Annotated in this window: 15 protein-coding genes; 13 read left to right on the plus strand and 2 right to left on the minus strand. The window is 39.2% G+C overall.

Annotated elements, in window-relative coordinates; genetic code table 11:
* Positions 1-93: 93 nt before the first annotated feature.
* Complete coding sequence (locus ACC612_RS04930) at positions 94-1,389, plus strand: phenylacetate--CoA ligase family protein (protein ID WP_371853404.1); 1,296 nt, start codon at positions 94-96, stop codon at positions 1,387-1,389.
* Between the two features lie 265 nt (positions 1,390-1,654).
* Entirely contained in the window at positions 1,655-2,056 is a 402-nt protein-coding gene (locus ACC612_RS04935; RefSeq protein ID WP_371853352.1) for a hypothetical protein, read from the plus strand.
* Positions 2,057-2,072: 16 nt separating this feature from the next.
* Here the strand turns inward: ACC612_RS04935 and ACC612_RS04940 are convergent, their stop codons facing one another.
* Positions 2,073-3,245, minus strand: a complete 1,173-nt coding sequence (locus tag ACC612_RS04940; protein WP_371853353.1) for a hypothetical protein — start codon at positions 3,243-3,245, stop codon at positions 2,073-2,075.
* 205 nt (positions 3,246-3,450) lie between these two features.
* Between ACC612_RS04940 and ACC612_RS04945 the strand changes: the two genes are divergently transcribed.
* The 6 genes from ACC612_RS04945 (at position 3,451) to ACC612_RS04970 (ending at position 9,530) form a co-directional block, all read left to right on the plus strand.
* Entirely contained in the window at positions 3,451-4,593 is a 1,143-nt protein-coding gene (locus ACC612_RS04945; RefSeq protein WP_371853354.1) for a hypothetical protein, read from the plus strand.
* A 123-nt stretch (positions 4,594-4,716) separates the two neighbouring features.
* A complete protein-coding gene (locus tag ACC612_RS04950; RefSeq protein WP_371853355.1) occupies positions 4,717-5,268 on the plus strand; it encodes a metal-dependent hydrolase in 552 nt (183 codons plus the stop codon).
* Between the two features lie 81 nt (positions 5,269-5,349).
* Positions 5,350-6,015 (plus strand): DapH/DapD/GlmU-related protein, encoded by a 666-nt coding sequence (locus ACC612_RS04955; protein WP_371853356.1) that lies wholly within the window; start codon positions 5,350-5,352, stop codon positions 6,013-6,015.
* 45 nt (positions 6,016-6,060) lie between these two features.
* Positions 6,061-7,140, plus strand: coding sequence for a DegT/DnrJ/EryC1/StrS family aminotransferase (locus ACC612_RS04960; protein WP_371853357.1), 1,080 nt, complete (start codon positions 6,061-6,063; stop codon positions 7,138-7,140).
* A 3-nt stretch (positions 7,141-7,143) separates the two neighbouring features.
* Complete coding sequence (locus ACC612_RS04965; protein WP_371853358.1) at positions 7,144-8,076, plus strand: UDP-N-acetylglucosamine 3-dehydrogenase; 933 nt, start codon at positions 7,144-7,146, stop codon at positions 8,074-8,076.
* Between the two features lie 23 nt (positions 8,077-8,099).
* Entirely contained in the window at positions 8,100-9,530 is a 1,431-nt protein-coding gene (locus ACC612_RS04970; protein ID WP_371853359.1) for a nucleotide sugar dehydrogenase, read from the plus strand.
* An 86-nt stretch (positions 9,531-9,616) separates the two neighbouring features.
* On the opposite strand, the gene ACC612_RS04975 is transcribed toward ACC612_RS04970, so the two are convergent.
* Positions 9,617-10,525: a GDP-mannose 4,6-dehydratase gene (locus tag ACC612_RS04975; protein ID WP_371853360.1), complete on the minus strand. Its 909-nt coding sequence runs from the start codon at positions 10,523-10,525 to the stop codon at positions 9,617-9,619.
* 688 nt (positions 10,526-11,213) lie between these two features.
* Between ACC612_RS04975 and ACC612_RS04980 the strand changes: the two genes are divergently transcribed.
* The 5 genes from ACC612_RS04980 (at position 11,214) to ACC612_RS05000 (ending at position 16,939) form a co-directional block, all read left to right on the plus strand.
* A complete protein-coding gene (locus ACC612_RS04980; protein ID WP_371853361.1) occupies positions 11,214-12,887 on the plus strand; it encodes a nucleotide sugar dehydrogenase in 1,674 nt (557 codons plus the stop codon).
* 23 nt (positions 12,888-12,910) lie between these two features.
* Entirely contained in the window at positions 12,911-13,849 is a 939-nt protein-coding gene (locus ACC612_RS04985) for an SDR family oxidoreductase (RefSeq protein ID WP_371853362.1), read from the plus strand.
* 147 nt (positions 13,850-13,996) lie between these two features.
* Entirely contained in the window at positions 13,997-14,869 is an 873-nt protein-coding gene (locus tag ACC612_RS04990; RefSeq protein ID WP_371853363.1) for a hypothetical protein, read from the plus strand.
* Positions 14,866-16,188 carry an oligosaccharide flippase family protein gene (locus tag ACC612_RS04995; protein ID WP_371853364.1) on the plus strand — a complete coding sequence of 441 codons (1,323 nt, stop codon included), beginning with the start codon at positions 14,866-14,868 and terminating at the stop codon, positions 16,186-16,188. Before ACC612_RS04990 ends, ACC612_RS04995 begins: the two co-directional genes overlap by 4 nt.
* Entirely contained in the window at positions 16,175-16,939 is a 765-nt protein-coding gene (locus ACC612_RS05000) for a hypothetical protein (RefSeq protein WP_371853365.1), read from the plus strand. Before ACC612_RS04995 ends, ACC612_RS05000 begins: the two co-directional genes overlap by 14 nt.
* The last annotated feature ends 42 nt before the right edge of the window (positions 16,940-16,981 follow it).

The following is a 16,981-nucleotide window of genomic DNA, read 5'->3' on the forward strand; positions in this document are numbered from 1 at the left end:
AACTTTTATATGGGATTGCTTAGTACACAATCGTACATTATAGCTTATGAAAGGACATCAAACTTGATGGGTAGTATTAAGGCCGGGATCAAAATGTGTGCGAACTCAATGCAATGTGATGTGTGGAAAGAATATACAGCACCTTCTCAGGAGGAACAGTTTCAGAAATTCCTATCCCTGCTGGAATATGTTTCTGTCAATAGTCCTTTCTACAAGCAGAAGCTCTCAAAAGAGAATGTGGATATCGAAGCTATCAAAAGTCTTGAAGATATCAGTAGACTCCCTTTCACGTACAAGGAAGAACTAAGGGATGCTTATCCTCTTGGTCTGCAAGCATCACCGGAAGGAAAAGTAGTGCGTATTCACTCCTCATCCGGAACTACAGGTAAACCTGTTATCATTCCTTATACTCAGAACGATGTGGACACATGGGCCGATATGATGAAAAGGTGCTATGAGCTGGCAGGTCTAAATAACCATGACCGGATACAGATCACACCTGGGTACGGTTTATGGACTGCAGGCATAGGTTTTCAGCTTGGAGCTGAAAAGCTGGGTGCTATGGCAGTTCCCATGGGCCCGGGAAATACGGAAAAACAACTGCAGATGCTCATGGATCTGCGTTGCACTGCTCTTGCAAGCACTTCTTCTTATGCCTTGCTGCTTGCGGAAGAGATCAATAAGAGGGGCATAAAAGATAAAATTCACCTCAAGGCAGGTATCATCGGCTCAGAAAGATGGAGCCAAAAAATGCGTATGCGTATCGAGGACGAGTTAGGCCTGGAGAGCTTTGACATATATGGTCTCACTGAAATATATGGTCCCGGCATTGCACAGGACTGCCACCTGCATAATGGCTTGCATTACTGGTCAGACATTTTGTATTTTGAGATCATCGATCCGGTAACAGGTGAAATATTACCAGAAGGAGAGTTGGGTGAACTTGTTGTAACCACTCTCTCTAAAGAAGGTGCGCCTCTCATACGTTACAGGACAAGGGATCTCACACGCATTATTCCGGGACAGTGTACTTGTGGATGCCCGTTTCCCCGTATTGACAGGATCTTAGGCCGCACGGATGACCGGATCAAGATAAAAGGGGTCAATATATATCCGGGACAGATCGAAGATCTGACTCACAGATTAGAAGGCGTAAGCAGCGAATACCAGATCCTTCTATCCCGTGATGCCGGTAAGGAATCCATGCTTTTCCGTGTGGAAGTAAATAATGCACAGGGTGCTTCCTGCAAACAGTCAAAGGAAAAAGCCATCAGAAAAGCTTTCCATGATCTGATAGGTATCTCTGTGGATGTGGAATGCCTGAAAATTGGTGATCTGCCGCGCAGTGAAAAGAAAAGTAAAAGAGTGATAGATGCAAGGGATTCATAGGCAAAAATGCGTGGATAACAAATTACTCCACATCTTCTATTTATTCAATTTTCATTTCAGTTATATATCTATTAAAGTTTTATCCTTTGCTCTGTAGGAATATAGTACATAAATCCTTTGCTGGAATTAGTTAAAAACAACTTCATATCTGCAAATAAAAAAGTAAAGTGAATATTGTGCTTATTAATATTTAATCGATATCTATACTATGTCAAATTAAACCATAAAATTTTTATACTCTGTGGTATAGCAATTACTTACTAATATGTATCAATTATATGAGATACGTGACTGGATATACGAATGTGAGCGTTTCCTCTTTCTTGCAGAGGTGCACTTCATAGACGAAAAGGTATCTCCCTTATGTCATAATTTCTGCCATGTGCTAACTGGCAATAAGCTGAGAGAAATGCTTGATCTTTTAGCTGAGCAGCAGTGCTCTTGCCTAAATGTCCATTCATGTGTCACACCAAAGGAACTTGATCTCTTCAAATGTATAGTGGATAATGTGTCATCCGAAAGATGGCATGAGTTATGCACTGAAAAAATAATGGAAGCACAGAATATACTGCACAAGCTTGCCTGTGGACTTGAAAACGATATCATGCAGGTGTATAAAGAAAAAGGATATCCATTATTATGTCCTGAAGCAGAACTATATCTCTAGTAAAGTTTTCTGTTTTTCAAGAATGTTTATGCTGCTGTTCTATTCTTATTTGTGTGGAAGATATACCATCATCAATGTATTCATTTTCTGGAACAATAGTAATCATATCTCTGACTTCAGGTGAGATATCTATTTCAGCTCCTTTTCTGCTAAAGACAAGAAAATCAATTCTCTTTTCTTTGAAGTGCCTATAAAGAGATTGTGTAGTATCTTGAGGACGGTAATACTTTGCATTAAAAAGTCTTTCCATAGTATCGGCACCCAGGATAAAAGTGGATTCTGGGAAAATATTTGCTTTCTGTGCAAAAAGAGGCGTGTTTGTTACGAATACATCTCCCATAAATTCAGGATCATAACACTCCTGTATAGAAGATATTCTGTCCTCGAGTGAAATGTAGTCCATGGGTGGTTTGTCTACATTGGTAAGGGATATTTCAAAATGTACTGATACGCCATATTTCTGAGATGCTATCTTTGCCATCTCAATATGTTTTCTATGGCACGGGTCAAAAGAGCCAGAGAGAATGACCTTATGGGAATGAGATATGTCTTTATCTTTTTCTTTTAGCCTGAAATACTTTGGAATTAGATCAGGATCATTGCCTTTATCCAATAGCATGTTTGATATTGCTTCAGTAACTTGTGCACTTCTTATTTGTGGGCTTTCCTGAGATAATAATCCAGTGTTGTCGGTTATTTCGATATCCACTTTGCAGGCTATAGCTAACGCATTGATGATAAGTCTACATGCCAGACTTTCTTCGCTTTCCCTATCCCTTTCATCTAAAAAGTGAATGCTATAGGTTGTTGTGTTTTGGAGTGACTGGATCGCTATGTGTAGTTCATGCTGTCTTTCTTTTCGTTCATTGAATTTTGCAAGGGCACAAGTTGCGCCGATACCCAGCACTTTTCCAACCTCTTTTTGTTCTTGCTGCAAAATTCTTGCTTTTTGAAATGCAGCCATAGCCATCGCACGTGCGGTGCGCACTGAGTTGTATTTTTCAGGCTTCTTGCCGGTGAATGCATCGACTGCCTGCTGGCTGTACGGTACTATCGCTTCCAGTAAGGTGGCTGATCCACCTCCATGTCTTAAGAGCTCTCCGATGGCTTCTGCCCCACCGCCTGTGATAGCCAGCACGATCTTATAGCCCGATGAATTAATCAAATGTACCAGGTTTTTCGTATTCATGTTTTTGTGTTATATATTCGGAACCAATTTTAAAATTGCTCTTTATATCTTTTTCTTCAAGGCCACATTATTCAGAATATTATCTGTAGCTTACATATTTTGGTCATATTGCAGTCTTTTTAAAAAACTCGAAGAGCATGGAAGTATGTAACGCACAAATTCTTTATACTTCCTCAAATAATTCCTTTTACAAGGGGGTTTTGTATTGGAAGAAATCGTAAGATGTTCTCGATGTATCCTGCCTGCCAGTTTACCAAGTGTAAAGCTCGATGAGAATGGGGTATGTAACTATTGTAACAGTTTTGACCGATCATTTGGTGATTGGGATAAAGTAAAAGAACTGAAGAAAAAGCAGTTTGAAGAAATTATTGAAAAAGTAAAAAAGCAAAATTCTGAATATGATTGCTTGGTTCCTCTTAGTGGGGGAAAGGACAGTACATATGCACTTTATGTTTGTGACAAGATCTACAACCTTAAATGTTTGTGCATAACTTTTGATAATGGGTTTTTATCTGATTATGCGAGAAAGAACATAAAGAATGCAATAAATGCTACAAAAGCAGATCATATCTATTATGCTGTTAATCCCAAAACAATGCTTGAACTCTACAAGCATTTTATAATACAGTGCGGTCATGTATGCGTTCCATGTATGAGAGGTATTGGATTAGTGAGTTACTTCCCCCTTGAGGCTTTTAATATACCGATTGTGGTATCTGGCAATGGTCGAAGGATCGCTTATTTGAGTGGCTTTCCCGAACTTTTTCAAAGTGGCGATCTAACTGTCTTTCAGAACGTCTGTAAAGGGATTGATGTAAAGAACGGCTGTGCTTCTTTACTGGAGCATGAGCCAAAGGTAACTTACAAGTCGTATCTAGGCGCTGCACTTAATCTTATGGGAATCAAGGATAAATTTGTTCCTAAATACATCACTCCAGACTACGTGGGGATATATGATTATTTAGATTCAAATTACACCGAAATCCTTGAGACAATAACTCGTGAAATGGGATGGGAAAAAGCGGGGGATACATTTGAACACACAGATTGTTTCCTGCATGAAATTCCTTTTTACATACACACTGTTAAATTCCCGGAAGTCACAGGGTCTACATTTTATTACAGCAATCGAATAAGATTGGGACAAATGACTAGGGATGAAGCTCTAAGGTTAGAATTAGAGGAGTTAGAAAACCCTGGGGTAGTACAAGGTCTCGATGACTTTTTAATGCAAATTGGCATGTCCAAAGAAGAATTTATCGAGCAGGTGTCTGATTGGACAAAGATAAAGAAATACAGAAAAGAAGAACCATTCTATACGAAGTTTTATATGAAGTTCAGGAAATAATTTCATTGAATCTTCATTTATTATATAGATCTTCTCTTCGCATCCTTTTTTTAACTGAATAGGAATATATTAAAAGCTCGATAAACCATAAACGTATTTATATCAGAATATTATATTAATGCGATGTTTGTATTCGGACATTTAGGGATAACTTTAGGCCTTTTCACGCTTCTGGAGCAGAAATTGCCCGCTTTAAAAGGTCGTATTGATTATGCGGCTATTCTCATTGGCTCCTTACTTCCTGATTTAATTGATAAACCAATAGGAAGAGTGATTTTTTCAGGAACTATTGATAATGGCCGTATATTTGCGCATACTTTATTATTTTTCTTTCTTCTTTGTGGTGCTGCTTTCTATCTATGGAAAAGCAAAAAGGATGCAAGGTTACTTTCCCTTTCAGCTGCCAGTTTTTGTCACCTTGTAGAAGATAAGATGTGGGAGTCACCTGCAACATTGTTCTGGCCTTTATTAGGCTGGAAGTTTCCAAGTAGTCCGGGCTTATATGATGGCATTCTTGGGTATTTCAGAAGCGTTTTTATGTATGCATATACTCCGGCTATGGATTACGCGTTCATCTCTGAAATTATAGGTATATTGATCCTTGTTTTCTTAGGTATCAGATATTTGCGCCAGAATGATTTATTCTATTTGTTATCTGAGGGCCTTAAACCTTAAGGTGGACTGAAATCTTATATATACTAATAATGGTATAATAATAGAAATATACAATTTATAAAAAGTTTAAAGAGGATAACAATGGGAGAAAAAATTAGGATACACAGTAGTTCCAAACTCTATGGAAAAACGACTGTAGGTGCAGGAACTGTTGTTATGGAAAATGTCACATTAGGCTATCCTGAACATCGCATATTAATGGAGATCATAAATAAGGGAATTGAGATCGAAGATCACGATTTCCCAGGTACCATTATCGGAAAAGATTCATTTATTCGGGCTGGTACAACGATTTTCAGCAATGTGAAAACAGGAGACAATTTTAAGACCGGTCATCATGCTATGATCCGGGAAAATACAACTATTGGTAACAGCGTACTTGTGGGTACGAATGTGATAATTGATGGTAATGTGAGGATTGGCAACAATGTCAGCATCCAGGGAAATGTTTACATTCCGACTCATGTCACTATAGAGGACAATGTATTCATTGGTCCATGTGCAGTACTTGCAAACGATAAATATCCAATAAGGGGCGAGTATGTTGCCCTTGGACCGATACTGCGCAAAGGTGCATCAATTGGTGCTAATGCCACTCTTGTCCCGGGAGTGGAGATTGGAGAAGGATCTATGGTGGCTGCAGGGGCTTTGGTCACAAAGGATGTACCGCCCTGGAAGCTTGCTATAGGATGTCCTGCAAAAATCACTGAACTGCCGGAGAAGCTTAAGCAATTGAATAAAATATAAATATCGGTCTATTGTTTCAGTCATAGTTTTAAATGAGGTATAATGATGATAAGCATCGCAAAACCATACCTTGACGACGCGGAGATCGAGGCCGTCACCGCAGTATTACGTTCAGGGGTAATAGCTGAAGGGCCAAGAGTGGCCCAGTTTGAGCAGGCCTTTGCAGAATATACAGGAGTCGGTCATGCGGTGGCCGTGAACTCCGGGACAGCCGCATTGCATGTGGCATTGATGGCTCATGGTATAGGTAAAGGTGATGAGGTGATAACTTCACCTTTCAGTTTCGTAGCCACTGCTAATTCTATTGTGTATACAGGTGCAAAACCCGTTTTTGCAGATATTGAACCTGATACTTATAATATCTCGCCGGACCAGGTCCAGCAGATGATTACCAGTCGCACAAAAGCCATCATGCCTGTGCATCTGTATGGTCACGCTGCTGACATGGGTGCGATCATGGAAATTGCAGAGGACCATAATCTTCTCGTAATAGAAGATGCCTGCCAGGCTCATGGAGCAACCTACAAGGGTAAGAAGGTAGGATCTTTCGGAACTGGTGCGTTCAGTTTCTATCCTACCAAGAACATGACCACCAGTGAAGGTGGTATTATTACCACTGATGATCCGGATATTGCAGCCCGTTCACGTATGCTCAGGGCACATGGTTCAAAACAGCGTTATCTGCATGAGATGATTGGTTACAATTTCCGTATGACCGATATTTCTGCGGCTATAGGTATCGTACAACTGGGAAGGCTGGCAGAGTTTACTGAAAAGAGAAGGCAGAATGCCAAAAAGCTTTCAAATGGTCTGAAGGATACCAAGAACATTATATTACCGGTAGAGAAAGAGCACTGCTCTCATGTATATCACCAATATACAATCCGTACTCCTCGCCGTGACTCATTGCGCGATACACTTCAAGCAAAGGATATAGGTACAGGTACATATTATCCTCTTTGTATTCATCAACAGCCTTTATACAAAGAGATGGGATTTGCAGGTAGTTTCCCTAACAGTGAAAAGGCATCCCGTGAAGTATTGTCTATACCAGTACATCCCGGATTATCGGATGCTGACATAAACACTGTCATTACAGCTATAAAGGAATGGGACCTGAGGTAAAACATGATTAGAGTAGGAGTCATTGGTGTAGGTTCCATGGGTAAGAACCATGTGAGGATCTACAGTGAGATGGAAGGTGTCGAACTTGTCGGTATTTCCGATGTAAATCAGCAAGTTGTAGAAGAGCTTGCAAGCACTTTCAAAACTACACCTTATACAGATTATAAGAAGCTGCTTGCTCAGGGTCTGGATGCGGTAAGCATTGTAGTACCCACCAAAATGCATGCAGATGTCACATTGGATGCTCTTGATGCCGGTGCCAATGTTCTTGTTGAAAAACCTATTGCAGATTCTGTTGAAAATGCAGATCGGATGATCAATGCTGCTAAGGAAAGGGGATTAATGCTCATGGTAGGACATATTGAGAGATTCAATCCTGCTGTGATAAGGCTTAAGAAGATAATAGATTCCGGATTGTTAGGTAAGATCGTATCTATTTCCACCAGAAGGGTAGGTGCTTATAATCCCAGAATAAGGGATGTAGGTGTTATTCTGGACATTGGTGTCCACGACGTTGATATTATATCTTATCTATACGGTAAGAAGATCGATCAGGTTTACACAATTGCAGGAGCTAACATTCATTCTTCTGAAGACCATGCGTCTATTCACCTACGTTTTGATCATGATTACTCAGGCCTTGTGGACGTTAACTGGCTCACACCACACAAAGTGCGTACCCTTACTGCTGTAGGTGTTGCGGGTGTGGCATATCTTGATTACATAAAACAATCTGTTGTGCTCCATGACAAGGAATGGGTCCGTGAGGCAAAGGTAGAATCAAAAGAGCCACTGCTTAATGAGCTTGAATACTTTGTACGCTGTGTTGCAAATAAAGAACAGCCACATCCAAATGGTGAGGATGGAAAACATGCCCTTCAGGCATGTATGGCTGCTATAACATCATATCACGAAGAAAAAGTTATAGATATCTAAAACGAAAAAGGAAAGTGATTCTAATGAGTGAAAAGTTACAAAAGATCCTTAAAGAGAAAGGACCGATAAAGAAAATAGGTGTTATCGGTATGGGATATGTAGGTATCCCCGCAGCTGCATTGTTTGCAGATGCTCCATGTTTTGATCATGTATTTGGTTTCCAGAGAGCTTCATCTTCATCAGGCTACAAGATCGATATGCTTAACAAAGGTGAGAGTCCTCTCAAAGGTGAGGAGCCCGGACTTGAAGATCTGTTGAAAAAGGTCACAAAGGCAGGGAAATTCACCTGTACATCTGATTTCTCAAAGATAAGCGAGCTTGATGCTGTTACGTTGGCTATCCAGACACCCTTTGAAGACCCAAAAAGCCTGTCACCGGATTTCAGTGCACTTATAGAGGGCATCACAAATGTCGGTAAGAATCTAAGGAAAGGCATGCTTGTAGTGCTTGAGTCAACAATTACTCCAGGCACTACCGTTGGTATGGCAAGAGAGATCCTTGAAAAAGAATCTGGTCTTGTTGCAGGCGAGGACTTTGCGCTTGCCCATGCTCCTGAGAGGGTAATGGTTGGAAGGCTGTTGCAGAACATAAGAGAGCATGACAGAATAGTTGGTGGTATTGACGATGTGTGTACCAAGCGTGCAGTTGAGTTATACACCCCAGTGCTTACTAAGGGTAAAGTCATACCCATGACAGCTACTGCTGCCGAGGTCACTAAGACCGCTGAGAACACTTTCAGAGACTTGCAGATAGCAGCAGTTAACCAGCTTGCTCTGTACTGTGAAGCTATGGGCATTAATGTATACGATGTCCGTGCAGGTGTTGCAAGCCTTAAAGGCGAAGGCATCACTAGAGCCATTCTCTATCCCGGTGCAGGAGTCGGTGGACACTGTTTGACAAAGGATACTTATCACCTGGAGCGTGGTGTCACCCTTGGTACAGAACCACTGGATTATCCGGAAGATGCTGAATCAATCTATGTACTTGCCAGAAGGGTTAATGATTTCATGCCTAAGCATATGTTCAATCTTACCGTTAAGGCTCTGGAGAGAGTTGGCAAAAAGCCAAAAGGTATCAAGATCGCAATGCTTGGATGGGCTTTCCTTAATGACTCTGACGATGCCCGTAATCCACCATCAGAACTATACAGGGACCTTGCTCTGGCAGCTGGCTGTGAGATAAAGGTACACGATCCTCATGTACTTCACTATCCCGGTTTAGAGATACATGCTAATATTGATGAAGTATTGACTGGAGCTGATGTAGTTGTTGTTTTCACAGGTCACAAGCAATATTTCGGCCTGACACCTGCTGAAATTAAGCAGAAGATGGGCACGAAGCAGCCTCTGGTCATTGATGGCCGTAATGTGGTAGATCCTGACAAGTTCATCAACGCAGGTTTTGTTTACAAGGGAATAGGAAGAGGAGACAAGAACAGTCACCCCTTAAAGTGACCTTTCTCCTTTTTACTTTTTTATAAACTTATTTTTATAAACTTTTTTTTTACTTCAGTAATGCGGGCTTATTATAAATTTAATGTTCATTTGCATTTAGCAAATTCCATTAGCCCCTCTTCAAGTGAAACTTTTGGTTCAAAACCTAGTATTCTCCTTGCACTTGAAATATCAGAACAACTATGTTTAATGTCTCCTGGTCTTTCAGGCATATATTGTATTGGTACATCCACATCAAATGTCTTAAGGATCATGCGTGCAAGCTCGGTTACTGTTGTGCTTTTTCCTGTTCCTGCATTGAACACGTGGCCATTAGCATCCTCATTTTCAATTAAGAGGAGAATCATATCGACTATATCATGAACTGATATAAAATCCCGGGTCTGGGTACCATCACCGAAGATCACAGGACTTTCTTTTGCTTTGGCTTTATCTATGAAACGGGATATTACGCCGGAATATGGATTGCGTGGATCTTGTCTGGGGCTGTAGATGTTGAACGGACGAATACAGCAGGAAGGTAGCCCAAAAGCTCTGTTATACATCATACAATATTTTTCTCCGCACAGCTTGCTGGCACCATAAGGAGAAAGAGGATCCTGTGGATGTGACTCTGTAACTGGAGTGTACAAAGTATTTCCATAAACAGCTGCAGAGCTTATGTATATGAACTTGGATATCGCAGAATTGCGGGCAGCTTCCAGCAGGTTTAGAGTACCAAATACATTATTTTGTGCATCGAATAGGGGATTTTCCATGGAGGCAGTTACACTGATCTGAGCTGCAGTATGGATTACAACATCACTTTGTTTTACAAGGTCTGCAGCAATTTCATCTTTAATGTCCCCTTTTACAACATGGACACCATGAGGCACAGCCTCTCTTGTAGTAGATGAGTAATTATCCAGCACTGTAATCTTCGCTTTTTCATGCAGCGTGTCTACAAGATAGCTGCCAACTTGGCCTAAACCGCCGGTGATAAGTATTCGTTGCATGTTGTTTTAAATGGACATTTATAAGATATATAACATTCGATATATCTCTAAGATCTTGATTTTTAGAGAAAGCCTATACTAATATGTGATTTCAGGTATTTCCTGAAATTCTTGATAATCGCGTATTAAAAAAAGACAAAAACTTGAATCAATGATCAGGCGATTTGCTCTTTTTTAGAGGTAATAGCCGCATTAAGGCAATGTAAAGTACAATACATATTTTCTTTGATGTACCCTTCATATACGTGGATAGGGGCTCCACAAACAACACACTTGACTTCAATAAGTTCCATTTGAATCGCTCCGTTTTATTTTGTACCTATTCCAATCATACACAAACTCATTCTTTTTAGGAATTTGTTCCGAATATGAGGATGTATTTGCATATATATAAAATCATCTATACCAAAGTGTATGATTATCATCATCATTATGAGAGACATCTCTCTATAGCTGGGTGCGTGTGAAAAAGTCCCGTTCAATATTTATACAACTAATACTATACTTTATTTGAAATTATTATATTCAGATTATATGCCACAGTTTAGAGGTCAGATATATGCTTCGCTAAATGCTTTTTCCTCGCATCACAATGAAAACAATTTGTGCTTGACTTGACAGGATCAAGGAAGGAAAAAGCATAGGGTAATCTATGCATCTTCAATTTTATTTATTTAAGAGGGTTAAAATGTCAGTAAAAAACGAAAAATATCAATCCATCAGTCCTGATGGAGAAGAATTTACGCTTCCTACAACTGAAATGTACTTTGAGGAATATAAAAGAGTAGAAACTTTAGCCAATAAGGCCCGGGAAGAAGGAAAAGAAATTGTTGTGGTAATGGGAGTTGGATTTGTAGGATCCGTGATGGCTGCTATTATTGCAGATACCAAAGATGAAAATGGGAATTATACTAAATTTGTGATCGGTTGTCAAAGACCAAGCACCCGCAGTTACTGGAAAATTCCAATCTTAAACAGGGGTTTATCTCCTGTTAAATCGGAAGACAAAGAAGTCGATGAAATAATCAAACGCACGGTTCTTGAAACAAAGACTCTTACTGCAACGTATAATAACGATTGTCTGAAACTGGCCGATATCGTTGTAGTGGATATTCAGTGTGACTATGTGAAATGCAGCCTTGGTAATGTCAGAACTGGTGAAGCTGACATGGCTGCACTGGAAGCTTCCATGAGAACAGTCGGAGAGAATATCCGTCCTGAGTGTCTTGTGCTTATCGAAACAACAGTTGCACCCGGAACAACTGAATTCGTTGCTCTTCCACTTCTTAAGAAGGCTTTCTATAAGCGCGGAATTGGATCCACACCGCTACTTGCTCATAGTTTCGAACGTGTCATGCCAGGTAAGGAATATGTGGCAAGTGTACGTGATTTCTGGAGAGTTTGTGCAGGATGCACTCCTGAAGCAACTAAAAAGGTTGAAAAGTTCCTGCGAGAAATAATAAACACTAAAGACTATCCTCTTACTGTAATGGATAGGCCGATAGAGTCTGAAACAGCGAAGATCGTTGAGAACTCGTACCGTGCAACTATTCTGGCTTTTCTCAATGAATGGAGTCTTTTTTCCGAAAGGAATGGAGTGGACCTGGTGAAAGTAATAGATGCCATTAAAATGCGTCCTACTCACAGTAATATCATTTTCCCGGGACCTGGGATTGGAGGATATTGCCTTCCTAAGGACGGAGGTCTTGGATATTGGTCATATAAGCATATCTTAGGGTTTGAAGATGGAGATGAGGTCTTTAAGATTACTCCCACAGCCATTGACGTAAATGATACCAGGGCACTTCATGTAGCTGAGATCACAAGAGATGCTCTTCGAAATATGGACAGATACATAGCAGGAGCAGATGTGCTGATATGCGGAGCCAGCTACAGGCAGGACGTAGGTGACACCAGGTACAGTGGCAGCGAAATTGTGGTCAGGAAACTCACAGAAATGGGAGCCGAAATGCGCGTGCATGATCCTTATGTAGACCACTGGTACGAACTGGAAAGCCAGGATACATATCCAGTTTCTGGTCAATCATGGAAGCGCTTCTTCAGAAATCAGGATGAGTTAGTTGACTTAGAAATTCAAACTGACTTCTCTGAAGCTATCAAAGGTATTGAAGCATTGATCCTAGCTGTTCCACACAACGATTACCTTAACCTTGATCCTGATTCCATTGTTAAAATGGCAGGCGGGCCGATTGCTGTCGTAGACTGTTTCGGAATATTATCGGACGATAAAATAAAACGATATTTTGAGCTTGGATGTGAAGTCAAAGCTCTTGGTAGAGGCCATGTACAAAAAATTAAAACAGAAGTAAAGAGAGAGAAGCTTGGAAAGATCTCTTACTAATGGCTATAATGGAGGCGTACAATATGGAAAACAAAAAAGTCATAGTAACCGGTGGAATGGGTTTTATTGGCTCTCATCTTACTGAAAAGTTACTTGATGAAAACGAAGTAACGGTTATTGATAATGAATCTACCGGCAGAATAGGGAACATAAAACACCTGCTTGATCACAAAAACCTTACTGTGGTCAAGGGAAGCATTGTGGATTTGGATCTGGTCAAAATATTTAAAGGCAAAGACTACGTTTTCCACCTTGCTGCTATTCCAAGTGTTCCTCGAAGTGTTAAAGATCCTTTCTCTTCAAATGAAGCAAATGTGACCGGAACTTTAAAAGTCCTCATCGCAGCGAAGGATTCAGGTATCAAGAAGGTCATCTTTTCGTCCTCTTCTTCAGTTTACGGAGATACTCCAATACTTCCCAAAAAAGAAGATATGCCTGTAAATCCCCAGTCTCCTTACGCCATTACAAAAGCTACAGGAGAAATGTACTGCAGAGTATTCCAGGAGCTATACGGCCTTCCTACCGTTTGCCTGAGATACTTCAATGTATTCGGGCCAAGGCAGGATCCAACTTCCCAATATGCAGCTGTGATTCCTAAATTCATTACATCAATCCTGAATGATGAAAGTCCTGTTATATTTGGTGATGGTGGGCAGAGCAGAGATTTCAATTTTATCAAACATGTGGTAAATGCTAACATCCTGTCCTGTGAATCTGATAAAACAGGTGTGTATAATATAGCATGTGGAAGACGAATCACTATCAATGAACTGGTCGGTCATATCAATAATATACTTGGAAAAGATGTGAAACCAACTTATATAGATGCTAGACCCGGGGACATAAAACACTCTTTGGCAGATATCAATAAAGCCAAGGGTTTTGGTTACAACCCTGTAGGCAATTTCAAAGATGAACTTGCTGAAGTTGTCAGATGGTTTGAATCCCAAGGCTCAAAATAAGGCCTTTTCTTTTTTAAGTCTCAAAGATACGAATAATTTGTCCACAGAAATCAGAGCATCAATATGGATATACTAATTACGACACATACAGAATTTGGCTTTGTGAATGACAAGCACATAATTCCGGATAAAAGTGCTACTGACGGAGTGTACAAAGGAGTTCCAAATCTTATTAAAATTGCAGATAAATACGGTGCAAAAATAACTTTTGCAGTTATGCCGGAAGTAACTGCATATTTCCCAAAGGACATTGACCATGAATTAGGATTGCATATTCATTCAGGCTGGGAAGAATTTCACCGTGGAGACTTCAGTTTTTATGTAGGTGATTCTTTTTTAAGAGAGAATACTAACCAATCCAGTACTTCTACCGTATTACGAGACTATTCTTATGAAGAACAACTGGATATGATCAAAATTGGTAAAGGCCATATTTACGAAACATTTGGGATCGAGCCAACCAGTTTTGTTGCTGGGAGATGGTCTATAAACAATGACACAGTGAAAGCGTTAATAAAGACAGGCTTTAAATGCGACTGTTCTGCCCCTGCACATTCTAAACCATGTCATCACGATTGGTCAAAGCTTCCAAGAATATGTATGCCCTATCATCCAAGTGCAGATGATTATCAAAGAAGAGGGGACCTGCATCTTTTAGAAATTCCGGTATCCCAGATGTTCCCATCAGGAAATGTAAATCCTGAAAGTGTGCCTGTTTATGGTTTATCGTGGTTTAAAGCCTGTTTCTTGGAGTATTATAATCAAAATGCACCCTTATTCCATATTTGTTTACATTCTCCCTGTATGGTTGACCCATACTTTACATCAGCTATGGATGATTTTCTGAAGTTTATTTCAAAACATGATAATATTAACTTTAGATTTGCTTCCGAGATAGCCGAGTACAACGATTTTGTTGCCAAAACAAACATACTTCCATATTTACCCAGGATAAATCGGAGTATTTTGAGAATTGGATTGAAAACTGTCAGATCAAAGGCTTTTGGTGGCAGAAAATGAAGCAGATTTTAAGTTCTACCTTTTGGCATAGTTTTTCAATTGTTTATGAACGAGTCCTTCATGAAAAACTTAGTTCAGATGCCAAAGGCTTCTTAAATAATATTTTTTATGTAGGAGGAGGGGTAGCAGTCTCAACTGTCTTTTCCTTCCTCTTCAATATTTTATCAGGAAGGTGGCTTGGTCCATCTCTTTATGGAGAATATGCTCTTGTTGAGACCGTTTCCATGTTTCTGTATATCCCCATGTTAATGGGATTCCACGCTTCTCTGGTAAAATATAATGCTGAAAAGAAGAACCATGAGAGACAGCAAAGCATAATTTCAACAACTTATTTATTAGTTTCTGCATTCACGGTTATTTCTGTATTGATTTATCTCCTATTTTCATCGCAGATCAGTAAAACATTATCAATATCAGAGGGTTTATACTATTATTCAATTCTCTATGCTGTATTATATGTAGTCTATACAATTACCACAGAAACATTAAAAAGCCTGCATGATTTGAAAAAATATTCTCTCATTAAGCCAGTATTTTCTATCTTACTGCTAATATCATTTTTGTATTTCATGTCTATTGATTTCGTTTCTTCCAAATCAATGATCTTTGCAATGTATATTGCTTATGGTGTCACAGGTCTGATCTTACTATATTCGCTAAGAAAATATTTCATTTTTAAGTTGGAGAAAAAATGGATAAGTCAACTGACAAAGTATAGTTTTTATGCAGTAATGGGCGGATTATCTTTTGTACTCTACACAAATATTGATAAAATATTGATCAATAAATACATGGATATAGCCGATGTAGGAATTTACAGAGCTTATAACTATGCATTCATTTCAATTATTCAAGTCTTAATCATCACTTTTGGTACTGTTTTTTTCCCGTATGCTTCGATGTCCAATAACAAAAAAATGCTATTTTCAAAGATAAATAAAGTAATTCCTTACTTTATATTATTGGGATTACCTCTTGCTATGATAAGTGGTTTTATTGTTCTGTTACTCTATGGGAATGAGTACGAATTTAATATGAAACTGGCTCTCTTGTTTGGGATTGCAGGATTGTGTATTGCAATTGATAATTTGTATGGCCAGCTTATGAGTTCCATTGGAATAAAGGGAATCAAAATTGTTTCTTTTGCGGCAGTGGTCATGGCTTTAACTAACACTTTCCTAAATATGTTTTTAATTCCATTGATGGGGATTGAAGGTGCTGTTGTAGCAACTACTGTTTCTTTCCTGGTCTCGATTTCAATCATGTTGTCAAAAAGAAGTTATATCTATGATTCAGAGGGATATGATGTTGGAAACTGAAAGGAAGGCGTATTTTTTCAAAATAAAAGAAATTTGGTTCAGTGATTATCCATTTGATGTAAAAGGCTATGATGGAGTAATCTTCCGGGAATGCAAAAATAATGTAGATGTACCTGGTTTTCGGAAAGAAGAATTTACAACTTTAGTGATCGACCTTACACAGGAACTTGACCAGATATTCATGGATATGACTGCTTCTTATAGAAAGGCTATAAGAAGAGCCGAGAAAAATGGAATTGTTGTTAAAAAGAGCACTAATTATGATGTTTTTTATGAGATAAACCAACGTTTTAGAAAACAAAAGAAGTTATCTTCTTATGAAGGTGGTGTCGACGTTGACTATATGGAGAAATATGGCACACTATTTACTTCAGAGATAGACGGAGAAACAGTTTCAGGATCTTTGAACTTAGAAGATGAAAAAAATATAAGGGGGCTACTTGGTGCATCATTAAGATTTGAGGCTGACAAAGACAAAATGAGATCAATTGCAGATTCAAATAAGTTGATGACATGGGAAGAGATAAAGTACGCTAAAGAGAAAGGAATTACTGAATATGACATGGGTGGTTATTATACAGGTACTGAAAAAGATGAAGAAAAGGAAAAAATAAATTATTTTAAACAAGGGTTTGGAGGTAAAGTGGTAACGCATTACATTTATCAAAAAGACTATTCAGTTGCTTACAAAATGGCAAAAAGTACACATAAGATCATACAAAAAATGAAGTATGGTAAACAGCATGCCTAGATGCCAGCAAAGAATAGCCAAGAGCCTTTCGTGGTTTTAAAA

The organism is Methanomethylovorans sp. (assembly GCF_041447285.1).
In the GTDB taxonomy this organism is placed as follows: domain Archaea; phylum Halobacteriota; class Methanosarcinia; order Methanosarcinales; family Methanosarcinaceae; genus Methanomethylovorans.

Bases quoted from the DNA above. Each gene is read 5' to 3' on its own strand.
- ACC612_RS05000 (WP_371853365.1), top strand. From the start codon at position 16,175: ATGTTGGAAACTGAAAGGAAGGCGTATTTTTTCAAAATAAAAGAAATT.
- ACC612_RS04930 (WP_371853404.1), top strand. From the start codon at position 94: ATGTGTGCGAACTCAATGCAATGTGATGTGTGGAAAGAATATACAGCA.
- ACC612_RS04960 (WP_371853357.1), top strand. From the start codon at position 6,061: ATGATAAGCATCGCAAAACCATACCTTGACGACGCGGAGATCGAGGCC.
- ACC612_RS04965 (WP_371853358.1), top strand. From the start codon at position 7,144: ATGATTAGAGTAGGAGTCATTGGTGTAGGTTCCATGGGTAAGAACCAT.
- ACC612_RS04940 (WP_371853353.1), bottom strand. From the start codon at position 3,245: ATGAATACGAAAAACCTGGTACATTTGATTAATTCATCGGGCTATAAG.
- ACC612_RS04985 (WP_371853362.1), top strand. From the start codon at position 12,911: ATGGAAAACAAAAAAGTCATAGTAACCGGTGGAATGGGTTTTATTGGC.
- ACC612_RS04995 (WP_371853364.1), top strand. From the start codon at position 14,866: ATGAAGCAGATTTTAAGTTCTACCTTTTGGCATAGTTTTTCAATTGTT.
- ACC612_RS04975 (WP_371853360.1), bottom strand. From the start codon at position 10,525: ATGCAACGAATACTTATCACCGGCGGTTTAGGCCAAGTTGGCAGCTAT.
- ACC612_RS04970 (WP_371853359.1), top strand. From the start codon at position 8,100: ATGAGTGAAAAGTTACAAAAGATCCTTAAAGAGAAAGGACCGATAAAG.
- ACC612_RS04950 (WP_371853355.1), top strand. From the start codon at position 4,717: ATGTTTGTATTCGGACATTTAGGGATAACTTTAGGCCTTTTCACGCTT.
- ACC612_RS04980 (WP_371853361.1), top strand. From the start codon at position 11,214: ATGTCAGTAAAAAACGAAAAATATCAATCCATCAGTCCTGATGGAGAA.
- ACC612_RS04935 (WP_371853352.1), top strand. From the start codon at position 1,655: ATGTATCAATTATATGAGATACGTGACTGGATATACGAATGTGAGCGT.
- ACC612_RS04955 (WP_371853356.1), top strand. From the start codon at position 5,350: ATGGGAGAAAAAATTAGGATACACAGTAGTTCCAAACTCTATGGAAAA.